At 44.8% G+C, this 19,798-nt stretch carries 17 protein-coding genes; 10 read left to right on the top strand and 7 right to left on the bottom strand.

Annotation, left to right across the window (positions count from 1 at the left end):
* Positions 1–24: 24 nt before the first annotated feature.
* The 3 genes from ACED42_RS11155 to ACED42_RS11145 form a co-directional block, all read right to left on the bottom strand.
* On the bottom strand, positions 25–1,368 hold the full coding sequence (locus ACED42_RS11155; RefSeq protein WP_371702574.1) for an anti-phage deoxyguanosine triphosphatase: 1,344 nt from the start codon (positions 1,366–1,368) through the stop codon (positions 25–27).
* A 54-nt stretch (positions 1,369–1,422) separates the two neighbouring features.
* Positions 1,423–2,007 carry a 5'-deoxynucleotidase gene (yfbR, locus tag ACED42_RS11150; protein ID WP_371702573.1) on the bottom strand — a complete coding sequence of 195 codons (585 nt, stop codon included), beginning with the start codon at positions 2,005–2,007 and terminating at the stop codon, positions 1,423–1,425.
* Between the two features lie 344 nt (positions 2,008–2,351).
* Positions 2,352–3,584, bottom strand: coding sequence for a pyridoxal phosphate-dependent aminotransferase (locus ACED42_RS11145; protein WP_371702571.1), 1,233 nt, complete (start codon positions 3,582–3,584; stop codon positions 2,352–2,354).
* A 296-nt stretch (positions 3,585–3,880) separates the two neighbouring features.
* Here ACED42_RS11145 and ACED42_RS11140 point away from each other — a divergent pair, with 296 nt between their 5' ends.
* The 6 genes from ACED42_RS11140 (at position 3,881) to menE (ending at position 11,260) form a co-directional block, all read left to right on the top strand.
* The gene (locus ACED42_RS11140) at positions 3,881–5,188 is read left to right on the top strand and encodes an isochorismate synthase MenF (RefSeq protein ID WP_029225431.1); all 1,308 of its coding nucleotides are present in this window, start codon (positions 3,881–3,883) and stop codon (positions 5,186–5,188) included.
* Complete coding sequence (gene menD / locus ACED42_RS11135) at positions 5,185–6,909, top strand: 2-succinyl-5-enolpyruvyl-6-hydroxy-3-cyclohexene-1-carboxylic-acid synthase (RefSeq protein ID WP_371702570.1); 1,725 nt, start codon at positions 5,185–5,187, stop codon at positions 6,907–6,909. Before ACED42_RS11140 ends, menD begins: the two co-directional genes overlap by 4 nt.
* A 9-nt stretch (positions 6,910–6,918) precedes the next feature.
* Positions 6,919–7,719 (top strand): 2-succinyl-6-hydroxy-2,4-cyclohexadiene-1-carboxylate synthase, encoded by an 801-nt coding sequence (gene menH, locus ACED42_RS11130; protein WP_017103207.1) that lies wholly within the window; start codon positions 6,919–6,921, stop codon positions 7,717–7,719.
* 102 nt (positions 7,720–7,821) lie between these two features.
* A complete protein-coding gene (menB, locus tag ACED42_RS11125; RefSeq protein WP_010439547.1) occupies positions 7,822–8,688 on the top strand; it encodes a 1,4-dihydroxy-2-naphthoyl-CoA synthase in 867 nt (288 codons plus the stop codon).
* Between the two features lie 75 nt (positions 8,689–8,763).
* A complete protein-coding gene (menC, locus tag ACED42_RS11120; RefSeq protein WP_371702569.1) occupies positions 8,764–9,771 on the top strand; it encodes an o-succinylbenzoate synthase in 1,008 nt (335 codons plus the stop codon).
* Positions 9,772–9,823: 52 nt separating this feature from the next.
* Entirely contained in the window at positions 9,824–11,260 is a 1,437-nt protein-coding gene (gene menE / locus ACED42_RS11115; protein WP_371702567.1) for an o-succinylbenzoate--CoA ligase, read from the top strand.
* 145 nt (positions 11,261–11,405) lie between these two features.
* Here menE and nagE read toward each other — a convergent pair whose 3' ends face one another.
* The gene (gene nagE / locus ACED42_RS11110) at positions 11,406–12,851 is read right to left on the bottom strand and encodes an N-acetylglucosamine-specific PTS transporter subunit IIBC (RefSeq protein ID WP_371702606.1); all 1,446 of its coding nucleotides are present in this window, start codon (positions 12,849–12,851) and stop codon (positions 11,406–11,408) included.
* Positions 12,852–13,044: 193 nt separating this feature from the next.
* On the opposite strand from nagE, the gene ACED42_RS11105 reads away from it, so the two are divergent.
* Both ACED42_RS11105 and ACED42_RS11100 read left to right on the top strand, forming a co-directional pair.
* The gene (locus ACED42_RS11105) at positions 13,045–13,923 is read left to right on the top strand and encodes a LysR substrate-binding domain-containing protein (protein ID WP_017098789.1); all 879 of its coding nucleotides are present in this window, start codon (positions 13,045–13,047) and stop codon (positions 13,921–13,923) included.
* A 106-nt stretch (positions 13,924–14,029) separates the two neighbouring features.
* Positions 14,030–14,197 (top strand): hypothetical protein, encoded by a 168-nt coding sequence (locus tag ACED42_RS11100; protein ID WP_371702566.1) that lies wholly within the window; start codon positions 14,030–14,032, stop codon positions 14,195–14,197.
* Positions 14,198–14,368: 171 nt separating this feature from the next.
* Here ACED42_RS11100 and ACED42_RS11095 read toward each other — a convergent pair whose 3' ends face one another.
* From ACED42_RS11095 to ACED42_RS11085, 3 genes are all read right to left on the bottom strand, one after another.
* Positions 14,369–15,289: a YeiH family protein gene (locus ACED42_RS11095; RefSeq protein ID WP_029223440.1), complete on the bottom strand. Its 921-nt coding sequence runs from the start codon at positions 15,287–15,289 to the stop codon at positions 14,369–14,371.
* Between the two features lie 144 nt (positions 15,290–15,433).
* Positions 15,434–17,308 (bottom strand): MFS transporter, encoded by a 1,875-nt coding sequence (locus ACED42_RS11090; protein WP_371702564.1) that lies wholly within the window; start codon positions 17,306–17,308, stop codon positions 15,434–15,436.
* A 17-nt stretch (positions 17,309–17,325) separates the two neighbouring features.
* Positions 17,326–17,916, bottom strand: coding sequence for a TetR/AcrR family transcriptional regulator (locus ACED42_RS11085; protein WP_012604487.1), 591 nt, complete (start codon positions 17,914–17,916; stop codon positions 17,326–17,328).
* Between the two features lie 197 nt (positions 17,917–18,113).
* Between ACED42_RS11085 and ACED42_RS11080 the strand changes: the two genes are divergently transcribed.
* Both ACED42_RS11080 and ACED42_RS11075 read left to right on the top strand, forming a co-directional pair.
* Complete coding sequence (locus tag ACED42_RS11080) at positions 18,114–19,037, top strand: Tim44 domain-containing protein (protein WP_009847262.1); 924 nt, start codon at positions 18,114–18,116, stop codon at positions 19,035–19,037.
* A 376-nt stretch (positions 19,038–19,413) separates the two neighbouring features.
* Positions 19,414–19,569: a hypothetical protein gene (locus tag ACED42_RS11075; protein WP_167852952.1), complete on the top strand. Its 156-nt coding sequence runs from the start codon at positions 19,414–19,416 to the stop codon at positions 19,567–19,569.
* Positions 19,570–19,798 lie beyond the last annotated feature (229 nt).

Genomic DNA, 19,798 nt, shown 5'->3' with positions numbered 1-19,798 from the left:
TGTTTCAGTAAAGTGAGCCAGGAATTAAAACTCGGTATGAGCTGAGAACAGTTGCTGATGCATTTTCTGCGCAAGATCATCGGTCATTGATGAAATGTAATCCGCAATCACGCGCATTTTTCGAGACTCATCTTGATGTTGTAGCCATTGCATCTTGATAGGTAGTGGCAGCAAGCGTTCAGGATCTGCGCTGAATGCTTCAAACATATCCATGATAATCTGCTGACCTTTATATTCGATCACTTGAACCTGTGGCACTTGAATCACGAACTCGCTGACAAAGTGTTTCAGTTTGTCGAGTGTGGCGTCCATGCTCGGTTCAAGCACCGCATTGTAAGCAAGCAGTACATTCTCAAATCTAGCATCTACTCGTTCAATCGAAATACTGGTCAACAGTGCGTTGACTATCCCACCAATCGCATCCTTTCGACGATATTGCTCACCAGAGAAAAGCATCTCTGTGATTGAATCTAGGTGTTCACAAACCCAAGGGTCTGCCATCTCTTTAAGTTGAGGGTAAGCCGACTCGACCCATTGAGATTTGGTGACAGAGCCAAGCACAATCGCATCTTCTAAATCGTGGACGCCATACGCGATGTCATCAGCAAGCTCCATAATCGAACAATCAAGTGACTTATATTTTGTCTTATTATGTTCAAGAGGTTCGGTGTGTTTTTTTCTTTTCTGTTTTAGAAGCTGTTGGTCGCTGCTTGAAAGCGGCTCCAGTACCCAGTTAAAAAGTTCTTCATCATGATCGTAGATGCATTTTGCTGGCATCCAATCTTTGGCTCGGAGCTGTCGTTGATGCTTAACAGGCTCAGATTGTAATTTAGCTTGAACCTCACTCAGCAAAGAAGGGTACTTAATCAGACCTAACAAAGTGCGTCGAGATAGGTTCATCCCGTGATGTTCAGTGTAAGGTTCTAGCTGCGTGACAATGCGAAATGTTTGAGCATTGCCCTCAAAACCACCATGATCGCGCATCATATAGTTCAACGCGACTTCGCCACCATGCCCATAAGGTGGGTGGCCAATGTCGTGAGCAAGACACAATGAATCAATCAAACTGTCTGAAGGCAACAAATCTCGAAACTCGGGCTGCTTTTTTTTCAGCTGGGCAACGATACCGGTACCCAGCTGAGCGGCTTCTAGCGAATGAGTAAGGCGAGTTCGGTGGAAATCGTTTACCGTGGTGCCATGAACTTGGGTTTTTGCTTGGAGGCGGCGAAAAGCGGCAGAGTGAAGCACCCGCGCACGATCGCGTTGATACGGGCTACGGTGGTCATCACGCCTTATTTTATGTTCATCGTCATTTCGATGTTGCCATTCTTGTTCGAGTTCAAATGGTGGTTCGAGTGGAGAATTCAAAATAGCACCTATCAAATTGATTTATTTAGCTAATTACACTCAACTTATACCCAGCTAGCTTATCTCGTCTAGTGATAATTCAAAGCTCGGCGCAAATGTGGTGAGAAAGTAGTCCATTTCCGGGCTTTTACGCTGTTCGAGAGTCTCTTCTAGTCGGCGTTTCGCTTGTTCGTACTCATGGTTGCCCGCACTGAGCTCCTCCAAACACTTGAGGTAAGCGCAGATAGTGTCGGCTTGCTTAACGATGCTTTGTTCTTCTTTACTTGCTGTTCCAGATATTAAGAAGGGTGCGAAGTCGTCTCGGAACTCTTCTGGCAGCATTGAAAGCAGTCTTTGCTCTGCTGCCGCTTCTATCTTCTTATACTCTTGTGCGATGTCTGGATTGTAGTATTTAACTGGCGTCGGCAAATCACCTGTTAGCACTTCACTGGTATCGTGGTACATGCCAAGCAGAGCAATGTGTTCTGGGTTGAGTTTGTCATCAAACTTCTTGTTTTTGATAAGCGCCAAGGCGTGGGCGACGAAAGCGACCTGTAGGCTATGCTCTGAAATGTTCTCGCTTGAGACTGAGCGCATCAAAGGCCAGCGTTGGATAAGCTTCATGCGTGCGAGATGGGCGAAGAAATGGCTCTGTTTCATAAATGTCCTTATAGTACCAATCGTAGTAAATAACTGGTCATCCTAGCTTGTTAAAAAACTCGATAACTTTGTTAGAATTTTTGATTGTAGAATAACTACTTATCAAAGCTGCTTGTCGAAAAGAGCTGCCTTGTTCTCAAGTTTTTTCCCTGCGCTATTTCTGAACACTTACTTACTGTGATTGGTATAAGCAATGCTCCACTCGTATCTTGTGTTTGCACAGGGACACGAGACAGCGGATACAAAAAAGGCTCCCAAACAGGAGCCTTTTAAGCATAGAAGTGAATGAATACAAGTTAAAGTCTTTTAAAACAGCAAATTGTAGCCATCTTTCTTTGTGCTTATTAACCTTCGATGAGGTCGTCTTGGCTGTAAGTCTGCAAGAAGCGCTCTAGACGACCAATCGCGATTTCTAGATCTTCGATATGTGGCAGAGTCACGATGCGGAAGTGATCCGGTTTTGGCCAGTTGAAGCCAGTACCTTGAACCAATAGCACCTTCTCTTGCTTAAGGAAGTCGAGCACAAACTTCTGATCGTCTTTGATGTTGTACATCTTGGTATCGATCTTAGGGAACAGGTACATTGCGCCTTTCGGTTTAACACAAGAAACGCCAGGGATCTTGTTGATCAGCTCCCATGCGCGGTCGCGTTGCTCAAGTAGTCGACCGCCTGGCAGAATCAGTTCATTAATACTCTGATAGCCGCCGAGCGCGGTTTGGATCGCGTGTTGCATTGGCACGTTGGCACACAAACGCATCGAGGCCAGCATTTCTAGCCCTTCAACGTAGCCTTTCGCTATGTGTTTTGGACCCGTTAAGAACATCCAGCCACCACGGAAACCACATACACGGTAAGCCTTAGACAGACCGTTGAATGTGACCATTAATACATCTTCGGCAAGCGTTGCAACTGAAGTGTGTACCGCACCGTCGTAAAGCACTTTGTCGTAGATTTCATCAGCGAAGATAATTAACCCGTGCTCACGAGCAATTTCAACAACTTGTAATAGGAAATCACGGCTGTATACAGCGCCTGTTGGGTTGTTCGGGTTGATAAGAACGATGCCGCGAGTCTTTGGTGAGATCTTCGCACGCATGTCATCAAGGTCTGGATACCAATCTGCATCCTCATCACACATGTAGTGAACCGGTGTACCACCAGAAAGTGCAACAGACGCTGTCCATAGTGGGTAATCCGGAGCAGGAACTAAGATTTCATCACCATTATCCAGTAGCGCCTGCATAGACATCACGATAAGCTCTGATGCGCCGTTGCCAATGTAAACGTCTTCTACATCAAGGTTACGTAGGCCTTTTTTCTGGTAGTGCTGAACAACCGCTTTACGGGCTGAATAGATGCCTTTTGAGTCGCAATAACCTTGAGATGTCGGTAGGTTACGGATTACATCAACAAGGATTTCATCAGGGGCGTCAAAACCAAATGGGGCGGGGTTACCAATATTAAGCTTCAGTATTTTATGCCCTTCTTCTTCCATGCGCTTAGCATGTTTGAGTACAGGCCCCCTGATTTCGTAGCATACATTGTTGAGTTTTGACGACATCCCGATATTTTGCATTGCCGATTTCCTGAAATTAATTTAAATACTTTATTAAAGTACCGCAAAATGGGGTTTGATAGAATAAAAATCTGATGAATGTCGCATTTCAGTGTCACGTTTGGTCTTTTTGTTGTCACTCTTTTCTAAATTTTAATTAATCGCTTTCTTTGTTATTGGCTAAGGTGAATAAAGGGGCTAGATCGCTTAAAATCACACGAATGTTCAAAAGATATAGTAGATTCTTGATCTAAGTGGGTGCTGCCCATAAAGTATCAAACTAATATAATAATAATTTAGATGTGAACGAGGTCGATTTGTCACATTTCCAGCAAACTATCTCCGCTTTGATTGAGCGAGTACAAAATGCCCAAGCAAGTGAAGTTCGTTGTGTTGAAGTTCTAACGCAAAAACCATCGTTTGCATTTATAGAATGGCTTCATGCTCAACCGCTCTTTCCAAAGTTCTACTGGCAGTCACGTGATACTCGTGAAGAGGTCGTTGCGCTCGGGCAAATACATACTTTTTCTGATCCCGCTCCCGCGTACGCAATTCTTGGTGAAGACCAACGAATCTGGGGTGGGCGCTCGTTTGACGGGCACACCGCAAAAAACCGCCGTTGCATGGAATCGTTTTTCTTCCTTCCTCAGGTTGAACTGATCCGCTTTGACAATACTTGGTCGTTAGCCGTCAACTTATCCCCTGATCGTGTTGCTTCTATTAATGCTCTAAATAAGCTTTCTGTCGAAGCGGCGATATTGGCCCCTTTGTCGGCGCACATTGAGCAGATTAACCATGTTCCAGAACGAGAGCAGTGGGGCAACCTTGTCGATAAAGTGCTGAAAGGCATTAGCGACGAAGAGTACAAAAAAGTCGTTTTGGCGCGTAAAACCACATTGCAACTCGATGCGCCAATCTGCGCGGCTCAGTTGCTTAAGGCCAGCTACCTGCAAAACCATCACAGCTTTCACTTTATGTTGGTATTGGATTCCAAACACAGCTTTATCGGCTCAACGCCAGAGCGTTTGTACAGTCGATATGGCACTGAGCTTGATACTGAAGCGCTTGCTGGAACCATTGGTCGCGGAGAAAACGCGACAGAAGATATGGAGTTAGCCAATTGGCTTTCTCAAGACAGTAAAAACCTCAATGAAAACCAGTATGTGGTCGACGACATTATTGAGCGTCTCACTCCTCATTCTCAAACGGTACACGTTGAAAAAGAGGCGCGCCTAGTGCGTTTGCGTAAGGTGCAACATCTTAAACGTAATATCCATGCTCAGCTCAATAACGGCGTCAATGGTGTGCAGTTGCTTGCTGCCTTACAGCCGACGGCTGCGGTAGCGGGATTACCTCGTAAAGAAGCGATGGATTTCATACTTGAACACGAACCGTTTGCGAGAGGTTGGTATGCAGGCTCTGTTGGTTATATTAGCCATCAACGCGCTGAATTCTGTGTCGCGATTCGAAGTGCCTTGATTGTAAACGATCAAGTACAACTGTTTGCGGGTGCCGGGATCGTACCGGGATCGGTTGCTGAACATGAGTGGCAAGAGTTGAATAAGAAAATGTCGACTCTGCTCAGCTTAATTTCAGATCATCCACCATTGGGTGTGGCGTCATGAACCACGACCAAGCCGTATTAAATAGAGTTTGGTGTAATACGTTACTTGAAGAGTTAGCCCGCAGCGGCGTTGAACATGTTTGTGTTGCGCCAGGCTCGCGCTCAACACCATTAACACTCGAAGCCGAAGCCAATCCAAAACTGACACTGCACACGCACTTTGATGAGCGTGGGCTTGGTTTTCTTGCGTTAGGTTTAGCAAAAGCCAGCAATAAGCCAGTTGCCGTGATTGTCACCTCTGGTACTGCTGTGGCGAATTTGCTTCCTGCGACGGCTGAATCTGGACTGACACGAGAGAAACTGATTTTGCTGACCTCTGATCGACCTATCGATTTAGTCGACTGTGGCGCTAATCAAGCGATTCAACAGCAAGGCATCTTTTCTTCCCATGTTGAAAGTGCTTTAAATCTACCCAGTCCAACCACACAGATTTCATTGAATTGGCTTCTGACATCCGTTGATAACGCGCTAGCGAAACAACGCAATGTTGGCGGTGCGATTCATATCAACTGTCCGTTCCCTGAGCCTCTATATTCTGCGAATAGCGCGGAAATGTATGCGGAATACACATCCAGTATCTCTGGGTGGAAGTCGGGAACAGCTTGTTACAGCCAAACGTTTTTACCTAATCAAGTGAATACACAACCGATTGCTCCAAGTGAGTATCTTGGACGTAAGGGTGTGGTTATTCTCGGTTCGCTCGATATTGAACAAGCGACAAAAGCTCAGCAGTTTGCCACTGCATTAGGCTGGCCAGTTTTTTGCGATCCTCAATCAGGTGTCACAAGTGATTGGAAGCATTATGATCTGTGGATGCAGAGTGACGTAGCTAAAGCGCAACTCAATCAATGTGATTTCATCCTTCAGTTCGGTGAGCGTGTTGTTTCTAAGCGCCTTAATCATTGGATAAAGTCGCAAGCTTCATCATTCTGCTCGTCACAATACATTGTTGTGTCACCAGATACGCACCGAATCAACCAAGATCATCTGCCTCAAACCCATATCGTTGCTGATATCGAGTCATGGGTGTCAGAACAGCATTTACCTACCTTGTTAGGTCAACATGCAGGTTGGGCTGCACCTTTGGTCGAAATCGCGAATACGGTTCAACAATTGGCATTGGCACAAATATCCAATAATGACCAACTGACCGAGTTGAGCGTTGCAGTTGACTTGTCGACTAGACTTAAAGACAGAGAGTTGTTTGTGGGAAACAGCTTGATGGTAAGGCTGGTGGATATGCTGTCATCAATATCTGCGAATCAAGTTTACAGTAATCGTGGCGCATCGGGCATTGATGGCTTGGTGGCGACGGCTGCGGGTGTGGTGAAAGCCAACCAAAACCCCTTGATAATGTTGATTGGCGATACCTCTTTGCTTTACGACCTCAATTCACTGGCTCTGTTTACTCACAATGTAACGCCGATGGTGATTGTTGTGACTAACAATGATGGCGGTGCGATCTTTGACTTGTTGCCGGTACCAGAGCAGCAAAAACAGTCACTTTATAAAATGCCCCATGGTTTCAGTTTTGAACACGCTGCTGCGCAATTCCAGCTTGGTTATGCGGCGCCAGAAACTTTGAATTGCTATCAAACGATTGTCGAACAACATTTCGAACAAGGTCAGGGTACCTTGCTCGTTGAAGTTAAGACGCCTCCCGAACAAGCGTCTACTTTGCTGAAACAATTCAGTTCAATGCTCACCGAGGCATTAGCCTAAGGACTTTACATGCTTTACTCCAATTATTACCCAGCTGTACAAGAATCTTCTGACAAACCTTTGCTTGTTTTTCTACATGGTTTACTCGGAAGCGGTGATGATTGGAGCGCATGTCATCCATATCTAGAGGACTTTCCTCGTCTTTGCATAGATTTGCCCGGGCACGGACAAAGTCGCTTTATCGATCCGGTAGGCTTTGATCATTGCTGCAAGAAAATCGTTCAGTGCATCACTTCTCAACTTGCGCTCAACGATCTTCCTGCGGATTATCCTATCGTGGTGATTGGCTACTCTATGGGTGGTAGGCTTGCCATGTATGGGGTGACAAGCCCTTGCTTCGAAACGCTCAATCTTGAGAAAGTCATTATTGAAGGTGGCAACTTTGGTCTGGAGTGTGATGAAGAACGAGCACAAAGGTTAGTACATGATACGCAGTGGGCTGTCCGCTTTGCGCAGCAGTCGATTGAAGATGTTTTAGACGATTGGTATCAACAAAGCGTCTTTTCTTCACTAAATCATGAGCAAAGACAAACTTTGGTCATAAAGCGTAGTGGTAACCTTGGAGTATCCGTAGCAAATATGTTGTTATCTACTTCGTTAGCTAAGCAACCGGATTTACGTGCCACATTGAAATCTCATGAGCATCAATTGCATTATGTGTGTGGTGAAAAAGATCGTAAATTCATGGAGCTAGCTGAGAATAGTGGCTTTGAATATAGTCAGGTTGATTACGCTGGTCATAATGTTCATTTTGAGCAACCAGAGTTGTTTTCCAACCTGATCATCCAATGTATCGCCAGTCGCCGCTAAACTGACTGAGCGGTTCTCTCGTATCAAGCACTATCAAAAGCAGAGCAACACCGTCACGACTATTCGTTAGTCGTGGTCTCTAATAGAACAATGGGAATCACCATGGCTAAAACAGTAGGCATCACAGAAGAAGAACTTTACGCAGCAGTTAACTGGCGCGATGAAAGCAGTCAATTTGAAGATATTCAGTACCACAAGTCTGACGACGGTATTGCGAAAATCACGATTGCTCGTCCTCAAGTCCACAATGCGTTCCGTCCACAAACCGTAAAAGAGATGATCAATGCATTGGCTGATGCTCGTTATGACGAGAAGGTTGGCGTAATCATTTTGACGGGTCTTGGTGAGAAGGCGTTCTGTTCTGGTGGTGACCAAAGTATCCGTGGTGACTACGGCGGTTATCAAGATGATTCAGGTACACATCACCTGAACGTACTTGATTTCCAACGTCAAATTCGTACTTGTCCAAAACCAGTAATCGCAGCGGTATCGGGTTGGGCAGTTGGTGGCGGTCATGTACTTCACATGATGGCAGACCTTACTATCGCAGCTGAAAACGCTCAGTTCGGTCAGACGGGTCCTAAAGTAGGTTCATTCGATGGCGGTTGGGGTGCTTCTTACATGGCTCGTATCGTTGGCCAAAAGAAAGCGCGTGAAATCTGGTTCTTGTGTCGTTTCTACGATGCTCAAGAAGCATTGGACATGGGTCTAGTAAACACAGTCGTGCCTGTTGCTGACCTAGAAAAAGAAACGGTTCGTTGGTGTCGTGAAGTTCTTCAACACAGCCCAATGGCACTGCGTTGCTTGAAAGCCGCACTAAACGCAGACTGTGACGGCCAAGCAGGCCTTCAAGAGTTGGCGGGTAACGCAACCATGATGTTCTACATGACAGAAGAAGGCCAAGAAGGCCGAAACGCATTCAACGAGAAACGTCGACCTGATTTCGACAAATTTCCGCGTAACCCATAGTCTTTCTCTTCTTTAAAATGAGTCGCTAATAGCGGCTCGTTTTGTTTTGATGTTCCCCGTTTTTTAGGAAACTTTATGAACTCAGTGAATTCTCAGCGTCACGCTAAACTCTACCGTTATCAATTACCTATGGATAGTGGTGTGATTCTTCGTGACAATAAGTTGAACGAACGCGTTGGCTATATCATCCAACTTGAGTGTGATGGTAAAACTGGTTTTGGCGAAGTTGCGCCTTTGCCAGGTTTTAGCCAAGAAGATGCTGAACAAGCTGGCATTCAGCTGCAACACGAATTAGAGCTTTGGAGCCACAATAACCCTCAAACGCCTTTTGATGAGTTATATCCTTCTGTTGCCTTCGGTTTTTCGATGGCGATAATGGAATTACGAGGCGAACTCAATGCGGAAGGTAACTACCAAGCCGCGCCGTTGTGTACAGGCGATCCAGATGAATTGATCCCTGTGCTGAATGAGATGAAAGGCGAGAAGGTTGCCAAAGTAAAAGTTGGTCTTTATGAAGCGATTCGTGATGGCATGCTTGTCAGCTTATTCCTTGAGTCGATCCCTGATTTGACCCTAAGACTTGACGCCAACCGCGCGTGGAAACCAGAAAAAGCCAAGCAGTTCATTAAATACATTTCGCCGTCACTGCGTCAGCGTATTAGCTTTATTGAAGAGCCTTGTCAGAAGCCAGAAGACAGCTTAGCTTTTGCTATTGACCACGGTGTTGCGATTGCATGGGACGAAACATTGCAAGAAGCGGTGCGAAGCCCAGAATTTGATCTTAGCGACTTAACGGGTGTTAAAGCGGTTGTGATTAAACCAACCTTGATTGGCTCAGTAGAGCGTTGTGTGGCAATCATTGAGCGTGCGGAGCAGCTTGGTATTAAACCTGTACTAAGCTCAAGCATAGAGTCTAGCCTTGGCTTAACTCAGATTGCTCGATTGGCACAACAGTACTTGCCTAATGAAGTTCCAGGGCTTGATACGATTGGCTTGTATCAGCAACAGCTAGAAGTCTCTTGGCCGGGTTGTCAGCTTCCAGTTTCAACGCTTGAACAACAGCAATTGATTTGGTCTTCTTAGGCTGATCGTTCGATTGGCTTAGACCGTTCTCAATCTATAACTTGGTTATCTTATGATGCGTCCACAATCTAATCCTCACCCGCTCTGGGTACAGTGGGCGCAGCAGAACCCACATCAAGCAGCGTTAGTGATTCCTAACCGCGCTTACACTTGGCAGCAAGTGTCTGTGCTGGTGAGTGAGTACCAACAACAGCTATCTCATCAAGGTCTATCTGAAGGTGATGTACTGATGATTGTTGGTAAGAACCAAGCTGAAGTGATTCCTGCTTATCTTGCCGCACTCAATTTGGGTGTTATTTGCGCTTTCACCATGCCTCAGCCTAGCTTACGCCTGAAGCAAAAGCTCGATTCCTTATATCAAGCAGGTCAACAAAGCTACCTTTGGCTTTTGGACAGTAGCGGGATAGAGCAATCAGAGACTGTCGATTTGAATACTCAGTTGGTGACCTTGTCTTGCTTAGATGAAGTGAAGGTCGATGGTGATGATAATAGGATAACGACATCTCAAGACTCCAACTTCAATCCGCAAAATCTAGCAAGCATCATATTCACTTCTGGCTCTACTGGAAACCCGAAAGCGGTGGCTCACACGTTACAGCAACACTTATGTTCAGCTCAGGGTTTACTAGACGTTTTCAACTTTGAACAAGCTGACACTTGGTTGCTTAGCTTACCGATGTACCATGTGTCGGGATTGGCGATTATCCATCGTTGGTTGGCGGCTGGTGGCTGCATCAAAATAGGGCCAGGCCAACTTGAAACAGACATTGAAGGTTGCAGCCATGCCTCTTTAGTGGCTACTCAACTACATAGGCTACTAAAGAGTAAGCAAGCACTTACTTTAACTCATGTGCTTTTAGGCGGTAGCCATATCCCAGAAGCGCTAGGGCTTGAAGCTCAACAAATGGGCATTGAAACTTGGCTTGGCTACGGTATGACAGAAGCAGCTTCAACAGTGACCGCGAAGCCAGTCGATTCTAGTAATACTGCAGGTTTTGTTCTCGACCAACGCCAGTTGAAAATTGAAGATCAACGTATCTTTATTGGCGGCAATACGCTTGCTTCTGGTTATTACTATCAGGGCGAGTTAACACCATTGGTGGATGAGAACGGTTGGTTCGACAGTAAAGACCTCGGCGAATGGGATGGCGAACAAGTGTCGATAATTGGTCGTGCTGATAATCAGTTTATTTCTGGGGGAGAGAATATCCACTGTGAAGAAATTGAACGAGCACTGAATCAGTTATCTTTAATCAATCAGGCGTTTATCGTTCCGATTGAAGATGATGAATTCGGGTTTCGACCTGTCGCTATTGTGGATTGTACGGATTTACCAACCAAAGAATGGTTTGCCGAGCAATTAAATGGCCGTCTTGAACGGTTCAAATTTCCTGTCGAGTACTATCTAATGCCTCATCAAGAACAGCTAGGCATTAAGGTTTCACGCGCAGGATTGGCACAGTGGTTACAGCAGATACGTTCTAAATAGAACTGAGAACAATAAAATGAAGCGCAATACACGGTGACTAGTCGTAATTGCGCTTCAGGGGGTTGTGATGGTGGTGAAACCATCACAAATTCTTAATATTCTATCTGGTCATTAAGGCTTTTATCTTTGCATCTGGCTGTTTAGCTTAAGCGAGTGCCTTCTTCATTTGTTCAGCAACCTTATCTACCTTACCTAAACCGATAATGACTTGTAGTCCACCTTTTCCGATAGGAACGACGCCTGCAGCACCTAGTTTTTTCAGTTTGTCACTGTCTGCTTCTGAAGAGTCTTTTACTGTTAAGCGTAAGCGAGTAATACAGTTGTCCACTTCTAGAATGTTGTCTGCACCACCAATAGCTTCGATGTAGTTGTTGGTTAGGCTAACTAACGCTTCTGGAGATTCTGTCTCGCGTTCTGCTTCCATCTCTTCACCACGACCCGGAGTACGGAGATTGAACTTGATGATAGCGAAACGGAAAATACCGTAGTAAAGCGCGAAGAACACCACACCTTGAACTAGTAACATGTACCAGTTAGTCGCTAACGGGTTTTGGCTTGATAGCACTAAGTCAACAAAGCCTGCAGAGAAGCCGAAGCCTGCCATCCATTCCATGCTTGCTGCAATGTAAAGCGACAGACCTGTTAACACAGCGTGCACTAGGAACAATACAGGTGCTAGAAACATAAAGCTGAACTCTAGCGGTTCTGTAATGCCTGTGAAGAACGAAGCCATTGCAGCGGCAAGCATGATTGCGAATACTTGGTTCTTGTTTTTCGCGTCAGCGCAGTGGTACATCGCCAATGCTGCTGCTGGTAGGCCAAACATCATGATAGGGAAGAAGCCCGCTTGGTACATACCTGTTTTACCCGGAATACCCGTACCGTTAGCGATAGATTGTGCACCGCCGAGGAAGTTTGGAATATCGTTAATACCCACAACGTCGAACCAGAACACAGGATAAAGTGCGTGGTGCATACCAACGGATAGGAACAAACGGTTGAAGAAACCAAACAGACCGGCACCCACAGCGCCCATGCTTTCTAGTTTAATTCCTAGAACGATCAGAGCATCGTAAACAGCAGGCCAGATGTATAACAGAGCAAAAGAGAGCGCCATACCTGCGATTGAGGTAAGGATAGGAACCAAACGCTTACCGCTGAAGAAAGCTAAAGCTTGAGGAAGCTCAACCGTTGAGTAGCGATTGTAGATCTCAGCAGAGATGATACCGACAATGATACCCACGAATTGGTTGCTGATTTTTCCGAATGCCGCTGGTACTTCACTTAACTCAACATCCATCAATTGAGCAACTGAGCCTGGAGCAAGTAGCGTGGTCACGACGAGGAACATCACAAAACCAGACAGTGCGGCAGAACCATTTTTATCACGGCTTAAACCAAATGCGACACCCACCGCGAACAGAACCGCCATGTTGTCGATGATCGCACCACCTGATTTGATCAAGAATGCGGCTAAGATACTTTCAGAACCCCAACCAACAGGATCCAACCAGTAGCCGATCCCCATAAGGATTGCTGCAGCTGGCAGTGTGGCTACGGGAACCATCAATGCCTTACCTACTTTTTGCATATACCCGAGTATATTCATACGTGCCCCTAAGTTTGTAATTAATTTTTTTAATGTTTCTGCTCGTCAACTTATGGAGTTAAATATTGATCGAGGCAGGGTTTTAAGTAACTGCGGCTATTAGAAACTTATTTCTTAATGCAAACAAACGAAACGGGTAGTACTATGGATTAAAATTTTTAATGCATGAGTTCGTATGGCTAACCATCAATCTTTACTTAGAAATCTTCATACTTTTAATGTTGCTGCCGAGAAAATGAGCTTTACGTTAGCCGCAAAAAAGTTGCATCTGACTCAGGGAGCCGTTAGCCATCGAATCAAAGTGTTGGAAGGAGAGCTTGGGTTTAATTTGTTTGTACGAGGCACTCGTAAGCTGGAACTGACCGAAGAAGGGCAACGCTTTCAACGCACGTTATCGAAGTCGTTGAGCTCTATTTTTGGCGAAATCGAAGACATTACTAACACAGACTTGTATGGGCAGATCAATATCGGTACCAGTCCTGCCTTTGCTAACAGTTGGTTGCTACCAAGGCTAGCTGATTTCAAACAGCGATACCCAAAGTTCAACCTCAATATTTTCTCTCAAGAAGAGCAAGACTTTCATCAAAATCATCTCGATGTCGCCATTTACTATGGTGCTGAAGATCTCAAAGATATGCATCGACAGCGTCTGTTTGGTGAAAAGTATATTCCGGTGTGTACGCCGAGTTATGCCGCTGAACACGACATCTTTGATGATGGTTTAGAGTCGTTACACCGGATTAATTTCATTCATGCGCTAGGCTCTGATGTGTGGCAGCGTTGGATCAAGCACAATCAACTCGATGTAAATCTGTTTGAGCAGTTTTATTGTGTGAGTCATCGCGATATGGGCGTACAGAGTGCTCTGCATAATATCGGCGTGGCAATGGGGCGCTATCATTTTGTAAAGCCGTACATTGAGACTGGTGAGCTCATAACGCCTTATCCAAGTATGGATACTGATAAAGGATACGAATTGATCTGTCCGTTAGGCACTGAAAAGCGACCTAAGGTAAGAACGTTTATTAAGTGGCTAGAGGGGCAGTTACGCTAGGTTAGTTAATTTAGCAATTAGATAGTTCAAAACAGAATTTATTATCTTTATAACCATCCATCATAATAAGCTCTATAAATAACGGATTATAGAATAAGGTCTTATTATGAAAGTTGCCCTCATCATTGCGGTTTTGCTGCAGATAGGCCAAGCGCTCGTTTCGTCAGGACTGACTCGTTCATTGGCTGAACTTACTGCATTTGCGCTGGTTGTGGTACTTGTTTTAATGAAAAGAGAGAGCAAGAAGAGTGATAAGCCCCTGTTTGATTCGTGATTGTTGTAACAAAGAATATCTTTACTACAAACGATATTTTCACTAAAAACGATAGGGGCAAAGCCCATTAGAGCTTTGCCTTTTTGTTTTGTTGCTCGTTAATCTGAGTGTCTGGTTAATACATTAACCAATCTACAGTGCATCTTTACGTATTGGGTGTAATTAGGCGTATTATGCGAGAGTTAACCACGCTAATGAGCCTGTCGAAATCATCGTCCACATTGTAATACCAAACATCAATGGCTTCGGCCCAGCAGCTTTAAGCTTCTCTACTGAAATACCGCAACCAATCAAGAATAGACACACCACCAATGCACGCTTAGACACATCAAAGATACCTTGATAGACCATCTCAAATTGTGGCAGCAAGTCACTAACAGCAATAGCAGCGCAATAGAAGAAAATGAAGTAAGGAATCGTAATCTTCTTTTGATCGTTCTTGAAGATCATTGCACTGACTAACGCGATTGGGATAATCCAAAGTGCGCGAGCGAGCTTCAATGTGGTTGCTGTGGTCAGTGCTTCTTCGCCATATGCTGATGCTGCGCCGACTACAGAGGAAGTATCATGAATCGCGATGGCAGCCCATGTTCCGAAAGTTTGTTGGCTTAACTCTAGTGCATGGCCAATCATTGGGAACAAGAAAAGGGCGACCGAGTTCAACACAAATACAGTGGCTAACGCCAAGCCAATCTGTTCATCATCAGCTTTGATGGCCGGTGCTACGGCGGCAATGGCGCTACCACCACAAATTGCGGTACCAGAAGAGATAAGGTAACCCGTGGTGCGATCTAATCCCATGCGTTTTGCCAAGAACCAACCAATGACCAAGGTACCAATAATCGTCGTGACAATGAGGCCAATACCATCGCCTGTGACCGCTAATGCTTTCTCAAACTGAATGCCAAAACCTAAGCCGACAATCGAGTAGGCCAGTAGCTTTTTGGTGAGTTTGCCCACTTCTAGATGCTCAGGGACTAAACCTAAGCTCGCAAGAAGGAAGCCGATCACGAGTGCCGTCGGTGAACTCACCCATGGGGTTAAGCAAAACAGAGCAGCAAGATAAAATGGAACAGACTTTTTTAGATTCATTATATTTAATTCGTCGCGTCTAGTATTGGCAGCGTAGTGGAAGACTATACGCTTAACGCAATGGTAAGTAAGTCTAAATGAATTGAACAAACGTTAAGTAAAACTAAACGTTTGTTCAGCTGATATGAATAAAGGCTTGGTTATTTAGCGTAGTGAGCCGCGAAGATCAGAGACTGACTGTCGAAGCGTGTCGCATGAAGCTTCCTTGGCTAGCATAGGTTCGGCAGCTTCTATCTCTAACTTGGCCCTGAAACGGGTGGGTAGTCCCTTGAAAGCTTGACCTTTATAACGACTGAAGTAACTGCCCCATAACCCTTTAAGTGCCATTGGAATCACAGGTACAGGAGATCGTTTGATAATCAGCTCCATACCACGCATGAATTCGGCTACTTCGCCATCAGCGGTTAGCTTGCCTTCAGGGAAAATACAGACGATGTGCCCTTCATCTAGGGCTCGTTCAACTTCTTTGAAAGCGTTTCTAATCGAGTTTCGGTTGGTCGCGGAGATTGGAATAACTCCTGCTCTTTTTAAGAATCGACGTAGTGGAGGCAGCTTGGCGTAATCCTCTTCCATCACAAACCGAATCAAGCGAGGGCAAACCGCACTCAGAAGCAGTGCATCCATATAACTCACATGGTTGCATACGATCAGTGCGCCGCCATTCTCTGGAAGATGGTGTAAGTTCTTGTGCTTAACTCGGTACATGGTGTGAGTGACCACCCATGTAAAGAAACGGAAAGCGTAGATAGGCACCTGATAAAACAGGTACAGCATAACCAAAGTATTCCCTATCGCGAGCAACACAAATAGCTGTGGAATAGAAAGATCGAGAACACTCAGGCAAACAATACCCAAAACGGCGCTTCCCACCATGAATAGTGAATTGTAGATGTTGAGCCCGGCAATCACTTGAGCGCGTTCATCTGGTTTCGCTCGAAACTGCATCAGAGAATACAGAGGAACAATGAAGATACCGCCAGAGACACCCAAGAGCAGAAGATAAGCAAACAGCGGCCACAGCTCTGAATACGTCACGAATTGATGGAAAGAAGTAAATTCAGGCAAGGACTCAGGAATGGATATCGCCATCAATAGCCCAAAAATCGACATACCTAGGCTACCCATTGGTACGATGCCGATTTCAATTCTGTGATTTGATAACTTATCGCAAGCCAAAGAACCTATCGCAATACCGACCGAGAATAGAGCTAACAAAAAGGCAACCGAGCTTTCAGTGCCGTTCAAGTGGAGCTTTGTGAAGTTTGGAAACTGAGTTAGATAAGCAGCGCCAAGGAACCAGAACCAGCTGATAGACATCAGAGCTTGAAACGTTGGGCGATCTTTTTTTGCAATCGCCAGTGTCGCGCGGGTTAGCTTTACTGGCTGCCACTTTACTTTCAGATCTGGTGCGTTACTCGGCGCTTGTGGAATAAAGCAGCTTGATACATAGCCAAGCACGGCGAAAGAAACAATACATACCGCGGCAATGAGCTTCGCGCTTTCTTCAGATGCAATAATACCGGCACCTAGAGTACCAATAAGGATGGCTAAGAATGTGCCGGTTTCGACTAAAGCGTTGCCGGATACCAGCTCTTTGGTTTCCAATTGTTGTGGAAGCAGTGCGTATTTCACCGGGCCAAAGAAGGCACTTTGCGTTCCCATTAGGAACAGAAGTAGGAGTAGTATCCCGTAGCTTTCGTAGATAAACCCGATCGCACCCAGTGACATGATCGCCACTTCAAGGAGCTTAACTTTACGTATAAACCAAGATTTTTCGTATTTGTCAGCCAGTACACCAGCCAAAGCAGAAAACAGGAAGAAGGGCAGAATAAAAAGACCAGCGGCCAAATTAATGAATAGATTGCTGGAAATAGGCAGCGTATCTACGCTTGCGAAAGCAACAAACAGTAACAGAACATTTTTGAATATGTTGTCATTAAAGGCGCCTAGAAATTGAGTAATAAAGTAGGGTAGGAACCTTTTTTGCGTTAACAGCGAAGATTGGCTGCTGTTGTTCATTGTCTTTCCTTGAATGATTACCAGTTGGTTAAGTAGTTTGAGATTAGGTTATTGATCAACTCTTTACCATCGATAGGTTCAGAGGCGAAAAATTTATCATCAACGCTAAGTAGAGTAATTCCATGTACTCCAGACCATAATACACGGCTGGCTTTAATGACTTCGCTTTCTGTGTGTTCAGGAGCAATAGCTACCAGCAATTGCTCTAACATACCTGTCATTCTATCAATACGGTTCGATTGCCATTCAGGAAGGTTTTCACCATTCATGTTGTGCTCAAAGATAAGCTGCCAACGGTGAGGGTGTTTTTGTGCAAAATCGTGATAGCAGTATGCAAGATTAAAAAGAGCCTGTTGAGGGTTGCTCGATTGTTCAACAGCAGAAGCAGATTGGGACGACAGTTCATCTAATGTTTGAGCAACAACGTGTAAAAGGAGTAGGTTGTAGTTACCAAATACATTCACCAAGGTGCTAGGGACATAGCCAATCATATTGGCAATTTTACGTAGACTTAGCTCGTGATAAGAGTGCTCTTCTAAGAAGTCGGTTACCGTCTTTAAGGTTAATTGCACTAATTGTTCGCGAGTATGATCGTTTCGTCTTGCCATGAGTACTTTCTATTAAATGAACATCGTTCAATATTTTAATGCTGCCCCAGAGTGCCGTCAATCCCTTCGCTAGTTTAGTAATCAATTAATAGCCGCAATATTATGATACATGTGTAAACGTCGTGAATATTTCATTGTTCTTTGTTAACGAGTATGATTAAGGTGTCGAAAGATAAAAAAACCTATAAAGGATAATAATGAAACGATTTTTCTCACTAGTCGCGATCCTGTTGGTAACAGTCGCGGTGACGCCAATCGCGGAAGCGAAAAAGTTTGGTGGTGGTAAGTCATTTGGCAAAAGCTTTAAAACGGCTCCAGCACCAAAACAACAAAACACAAATTCGATCCGACAAGATCAAACTGGCAAGAAAACAGCAGCAGCTAACTCTAGCAAGAAAGGCCTTATGGGCGGTCTGCTAGGTGGTTTACTTGCTGGTGGTCTTTTAGCTGCATTCTTTGGTGGCGCATTTGAAGGTATCCAGTTCATGGATATTCTGATCATGGGTCTGATTGCTTTCCTAGCGTTTAAATTCCTACGCGGAATGCTGGGTGCGAAGCAGGGCTCAATGAATCAGCAGAATGCACGTGGTCAACAGCCAGCATTCGGCGGCATGGGTCAGAACAAGTTTGAACAACCTAAGCAACAACCAAATGTTCATAACTTCGAGCAAGCACAGCCTCAATCACAACCCCATTCGCAAAATAGCGCTGGTGGTTTCGGTTTTGGTGCACAAAGCGATGTTCCACATAACTACCCACCAGGTTTTGATCAAGCGGCATTCATCAACGGTTCTCGTGAGCACTACCGTACACTGCAAGGTGCATGGAATCACAACGAGCTAAACACGATTGAAGAATACGTATCTCCAAGCCTATTTGAAGACCTAAAAGCTGAGCGTAACAAGCTAGACGGTGATCAGCACACAGACGTAATGTACGTTGATGCTGAAATCGTTCGCGCAGACCACGATGGTAGTAAAGCACAGCTAAGCCTTCAGTTTAGCGGTCGCTACCGTGACACCGCAGACGGCATTGAAGAAGATATCACTGATATCTGGCACTTAGAGCGTGACCTAACGACTCAAAATGCACCTTGGTTAATTGTTGGTATTCAAGGTTAATTCCAGGATTTAACTCAACATCAATAGGATGTAGTTATTCGGAATGACACCAAATAATATAAAGCCCCTGCTGAGAAATCATCAGGGGCTTTTTTGCGTCTAATGATATGTATCTATAAGTCGCAGCAGGGAAATTGGCTTTGAGCTTTTTTTGGGTGGGGGGAAGGGGTTTTGATTCAAGGAACAATGCCAATATGACGAAACGTGCGGAATCGACAAAGAACATGAGTAGCGGAAATGTGTCATCACGACAAATATTAAGAGATGTATCTTGCTCAAAGGTTGGATTAACCTGAGACTAACTAACTAACTAACTAACTAACTAACTAACTAACTAACTAACTAACTAATTGATTCTATTTGGATGTGATGAGTAATGACCAAGTTCTTTGAACCCGTATTGGAGCCTGAGATTACTTTGCAGCAGAAACAGAGAATGGCGAATGAATGCCAAGAACATGTATCGACCAATTGCTTAGGCTGCGCTGCTTATCTGGCTTGTGAGCGTCATGCAGAAGTATGGGAACACTGATGTTTGAATGGGCTAGATCGCTTAGCCTTTCTTGGGTTGTAATGGGTTAGTGTTTAGGAAGTTGAGGACCGTGTTTAGAAAGATAAGTTTAGAAAGACACGTTTAGAAGGATACATAGCTCAGAAACGAAAAAAGCCAACTCAATGAGTTGGCTTTTCGATTTTCCAATTAAGGAGAATATGGTGGAGGGAGACGGATTCGAACCATCGAAGGCAGTGCCGGCAGATTT

This window comes from Vibrio sp. FF145 (assembly GCF_041439075.1).
Lineage (GTDB): Bacteria > Pseudomonadota > Gammaproteobacteria > Enterobacterales > Vibrionaceae > Vibrio > Vibrio tasmaniensis_A.
The sequence above is the reverse complement of the archived record's forward strand: the minus strand, read 5'-3'. Positions and strand labels throughout refer to the sequence as shown.

Excerpts from the sequence above, each read along its gene's own strand:
- yfbR (WP_371702573.1), bottom strand. The coding sequence starts at position 2,007 with ATGAAACAGAGCCATTTCTTCGCCCATCTCGCACGCATGAAGCTTATC.
- ACED42_RS11145 (WP_371702571.1), bottom strand. The coding sequence starts at position 3,584 with ATGCAAAATATCGGGATGTCGTCAAAACTCAACAATGTATGCTACGAA.
- menD (WP_371702570.1), top strand. The coding sequence starts at position 5,185 with ATGAACCACGACCAAGCCGTATTAAATAGAGTTTGGTGTAATACGTTA.
- menH (WP_017103207.1), top strand. The coding sequence starts at position 6,919 with ATGCTTTACTCCAATTATTACCCAGCTGTACAAGAATCTTCTGACAAA.
- menB (WP_010439547.1), top strand. The coding sequence starts at position 7,822 with ATGGCTAAAACAGTAGGCATCACAGAAGAAGAACTTTACGCAGCAGTT.
- menC (WP_371702569.1), top strand. The coding sequence starts at position 8,764 with ATGAACTCAGTGAATTCTCAGCGTCACGCTAAACTCTACCGTTATCAA.
- menE (WP_371702567.1), top strand. The coding sequence starts at position 9,824 with ATGATGCGTCCACAATCTAATCCTCACCCGCTCTGGGTACAGTGGGCG.
- nagE (WP_371702606.1), bottom strand. The coding sequence starts at position 12,851 with ATGCAAAAAGTAGGTAAGGCATTGATGGTTCCCGTAGCCACACTGCCA.
- ACED42_RS11105 (WP_017098789.1), top strand. The coding sequence starts at position 13,045 with ATGGCTAACCATCAATCTTTACTTAGAAATCTTCATACTTTTAATGTT.
- ACED42_RS11100 (WP_371702566.1), top strand. The coding sequence starts at position 14,030 with ATGAAAGTTGCCCTCATCATTGCGGTTTTGCTGCAGATAGGCCAAGCG.
- ACED42_RS11095 (WP_029223440.1), bottom strand. The coding sequence starts at position 15,289 with ATGAATCTAAAAAAGTCTGTTCCATTTTATCTTGCTGCTCTGTTTTGC.
- ACED42_RS11090 (WP_371702564.1), bottom strand. The coding sequence starts at position 17,308 with ATGAACAACAGCAGCCAATCTTCGCTGTTAACGCAAAAAAGGTTCCTA.
- ACED42_RS11085 (WP_012604487.1), bottom strand. The coding sequence starts at position 17,916 with ATGGCAAGACGAAACGATCATACTCGCGAACAATTAGTGCAATTAACC.
- ACED42_RS11080 (WP_009847262.1), top strand. The coding sequence starts at position 18,114 with ATGAAACGATTTTTCTCACTAGTCGCGATCCTGTTGGTAACAGTCGCG.
- ACED42_RS11075 (WP_167852952.1), top strand. The coding sequence starts at position 19,414 with ATGACCAAGTTCTTTGAACCCGTATTGGAGCCTGAGATTACTTTGCAG.